General features: G+C 75.1%; 3 protein-coding genes and 1 pseudogene. 2 read left to right on the top strand and 2 right to left on the bottom strand.

The window, feature by feature from the left end:
• A partial coding sequence (locus J1C73_RS16670) for a helix-hairpin-helix domain-containing protein (RefSeq protein ID WP_207317082.1) occupies window positions 1-1,740 on the top strand: 1,740 nt, incomplete at its 5' end.
• Between the two features lie 87 nt (window positions 1,741-1,827).
• Here the strand turns inward: J1C73_RS16670 and J1C73_RS16665 are convergent.
• Window positions 1,828-2,487, bottom strand: coding sequence for a hypothetical protein (locus J1C73_RS16665; protein ID WP_207317081.1), 660 nt, complete (start codon window positions 2,485-2,487; stop codon window positions 1,828-1,830).
• 47 nt (window positions 2,488-2,534) lie between these two features.
• Here J1C73_RS16665 and J1C73_RS16660 point away from each other — a divergent pair, with 47 nt between their 5' ends.
• Complete coding sequence (locus tag J1C73_RS16660) at window positions 2,535-2,723, top strand: DUF5703 family protein (protein WP_123468744.1); 189 nt, start codon at window positions 2,535-2,537, stop codon at window positions 2,721-2,723.
• 67 nt (window positions 2,724-2,790) lie between these two features.
• Here J1C73_RS16660 and J1C73_RS16655 read toward each other — a convergent pair.
• Window positions 2,791-2,999: pseudogene (locus tag J1C73_RS16655) on the bottom strand (hypothetical protein); the annotation flags it as partial.

The following is a 2,999-nucleotide window of genomic DNA, read 5'->3' as shown; positions in this document are numbered from 1 at the left end:
GAGGCGGTCGCCGCCGTCGCCGCCGTGCTGGCCGCCGGCGGGGCTCCCGAGAGCCTGGCCGCCCCGGCCGCCGGGACGCTCGGCGCGCAGGCGGCCGACACCCTGCGCGAGGACCCCTGGCAGTTGCTCTCCCTCCCCGGCGTCGGGCCGGACCAGGCGGACGGCTTCGCACGCGCGCTGCTGGGCGACGGATGCGGACCCGACGACGAGCGGCGTACCGCGGCCCTGGTCGGCTGGCTGCTGGAGCGCGCGGCGCTGCAGGGCCACACCGCGCTGGACGCGACCGAGGTGCGGGCCGCGCTCGCCGGGCGGTCGGTGACCGACCCCGACGCGGCCGTGCAGCACGCCGTCGCCGAGGGTGTCGTCCTGGTCTTCCAGGACGGCCCGGAGGAAGAGGAGACCGGGGAGCCGGCAGAGGCCCCGGATGCGGGCGCCGACGCCGGTGAGGGCGAGGAGACCGGGGACGGGCGGGAGCCGGTGCAGGTGCTCCTCGGCCTCGACCGGTACGGGCTGGCCGAGGAGAGCCTCGCCGACGGGCTGGCCCGGCTGGTGAACGCCTGCGAGAAGGACGCCGACTGGTCGCAGGCCGCCGCGTCGGCGCCCTCCCCCTCGGCCGCCGAGCTGATCCGTACGGCCGCCGCCCACGGACTCGTCGCGCACACCGGCGGCGAAGCGGCCAGGGCCGAGCCCGCCGCGCTGATCGCGGCGGCGAGCGGCCTCGGACTGCGGGCGCTGGGCGCCACCCACAGCGTGGACGGCAGGCGGCGACTGGCCGAGGCGGTCGGCGACCCGTCGGCGGCCGTCACGCTGGCCGGGCTGCTCGCGGGCACCGAGGGCCCCGGACGGGACGAGGAGGGGGCCGTCGCCGTCGACCTGCTCGTCGTGCTGGACGCCCCGCAGGTCGACGTCGAGACCGGAGCGATGCTGGTGGAGGCCCTCGCCGACGGCACCCGTCTGGTGCTCAGCGGCGATCCGGGCGTGCTGGGGTCGGCGGGCGCGGGGCGGGTGTTCGCCGATGTGCTGGCCGCCCGTGCGTGCCCGCAGATCGTCTCCCGTACGCCGGCTCCCGGTCCGATCGGTGAGCTGGTCTCCGGCATCGGCATCGGGGAGCTGAACCAGGTGGCGGCGCCGGGCAAAGAAGTGGTGATCGTGCCCGTGCGTGACGCGGGCGAGGCGGTGCACCGCACGGTGCAGCTGGTCGCCGACTCGGTGCCGCGCGCCATCGGCGTGCCGTCGTCCGACACCCAGGTGATCACCGTCGGCCACGGCGGCTCGGCGGGCACCCGGGCGCTGAACGAGGCGCTCAAGCAGCGGCTCAACCCCGGCCCCGGACGGTTCGGAGGATTCGACCCCGGCGACCGGATCGCCCATGTCCCGGCGCCGGGCAGGACCGTGCCCGGCGTGGTCGTCTCGGCCGACGCCGAGGGCCTGCACCTGGACTGTGCGGGGACCCCGGTCGTCGTACCGCAGGAGCGGGTGGAGGCGTCCGTACGGCACGCCTGGGCGCTCAGCGCCCATCAGGCGGCCGGCATGCGGTGGCCCGCGGTGGTCGTCGTACTGCCCGGTGACGCGGCGCAGGGGCTCAGCCGCCCCTGGGTCTACACCGCGTTCGGCCGGGGTGAGCGGCACCTGTCGGTGGTGCACGGGGTGGACCAGGCTCTGCCGCGCGCGGTCGCCCAGTCCCCCGCGCAGGACCGCACCACCCGGCTGCGCACCCTGCTGGAGGCGTCCGGCGGGTGAGACCGCAGGGCCGGGCGGATGCATCGCGCATCCGCCCGGCCCTGCGGCACGGCACCGGTCACGGCGTGACGGTCGCAGACGGACCGGTCAGGAGCCGTCCCTCGCCAGACCGCCCAGTTCCCCGTCCAGCTCGTCCTCGTCGAAGACGGCACTGACATCGAACCGGCAGACCACCAGCTGGGGGTCCGCGTCGTCGAAGGGCGCGCCCAGCCACTCCCCCGGCTCCGGCAGTTCGTCCGCCGCCGCGACCCAGAGGGTGGAGTCGCCCTCCTCCAGGCCGAATTCCGTGTGCCGGGACGCGATCTCGTCCGCCTCGTACTCCCCGAAGACCGCCCCCAGCGCCGCATGGACACTGCCGCCGACCACGGCCGTCCCGTCGCTGTCGCGGCCGTCCGGATCCAGGTCCGCGAGTCGCTGCGCCTGGGCGAGCAGCCGCTGCGGCTCCGCCACCGCGTAGTCGCGGCGGATCAGCACACTGAGTGCGTTCGGCTCCTCGGGACCGCTGTAGGGCGGCAGGGAGTCCTGCGCGCCCGGAATCTCGAACGGGGTGACCTCGTCATGGCGGTCGTAGAGGAGTTCGTCATAGACCTCCGCCGCAGCGGCCAGCGCGTTGAACGCGTCGTAAACAGCGGGGTCGTCGTCCCCGGACCGGCGTTCGACCGCCTCGAGGTGACGGTCGAGCGCGACCTTGACCGCATCGGCGGCGGCGCGTACCTCGGCAGCGGATGGCTGCGCAGCATCAGACATAGAGCAGACGCTATCCGTACTGAGGCTCTGCCCGCACAATAGATGCGATGCCGGAATACGAATTTGTCGACGTGTACGTGCCGCGCGGGGTGTCCCGGAAGGAGACGACCCGCCTGCTGACCGAGCATGCCGAGTACGGGCACTGGGAGTTGGACCGGCTGTCGCTGCGCCGTGACGGCAGCCGCCGGGTACGGCTGCGTCGGCGGATCATCCGCCAGCTGCGGGCCACCTGGTGAAACGGAGCGGGCCCCGCTGCCGCGGGGCCCGCTCCCTTCGCCGTGCTTGCGCGTAGTGCCGTTTCTCCTAGGCGGCCCTGCCGCGGCGGTACAGCACTGTGCCCGCGCCTGCCAGCAGCAGACCCGCGCTCGCCGGGATCAGCAGGTCGAGCCCGCCCGATCCGGTGTGTGCGAGCTGCGGGGTGCCCTGGGGCACGCTCTGCGGCCCCGGCACGTTCGGGATGGTGCGCGGTCCGGGAACCGGCGGCACCTCGTGGGTGACCGGGGTGACCGGGG

Source organism: Streptomyces laculatispora (assembly GCF_017353455.1).
Classification (GTDB): Bacteria; Actinomycetota; Actinomycetes; order Streptomycetales; family Streptomycetaceae; genus Streptomyces; species Streptomyces laculatispora.
The sequence above is the reverse complement of the archived record's forward strand: the minus strand, read 5'-3'. Positions and strand labels throughout refer to the sequence as shown.

Coding starts and splice junctions, on each gene's coding strand:
- J1C73_RS16660 (WP_123468744.1), top strand. CDS start 2,535: ATGCCGGAATACGAATTTGTCGACGTGTACGTGCCGCGCGGGGTGTCC.
- J1C73_RS16665 (WP_207317081.1), bottom strand. CDS start 2,487: ATGTCTGATGCTGCGCAGCCATCCGCTGCCGAGGTACGCGCCGCCGCC.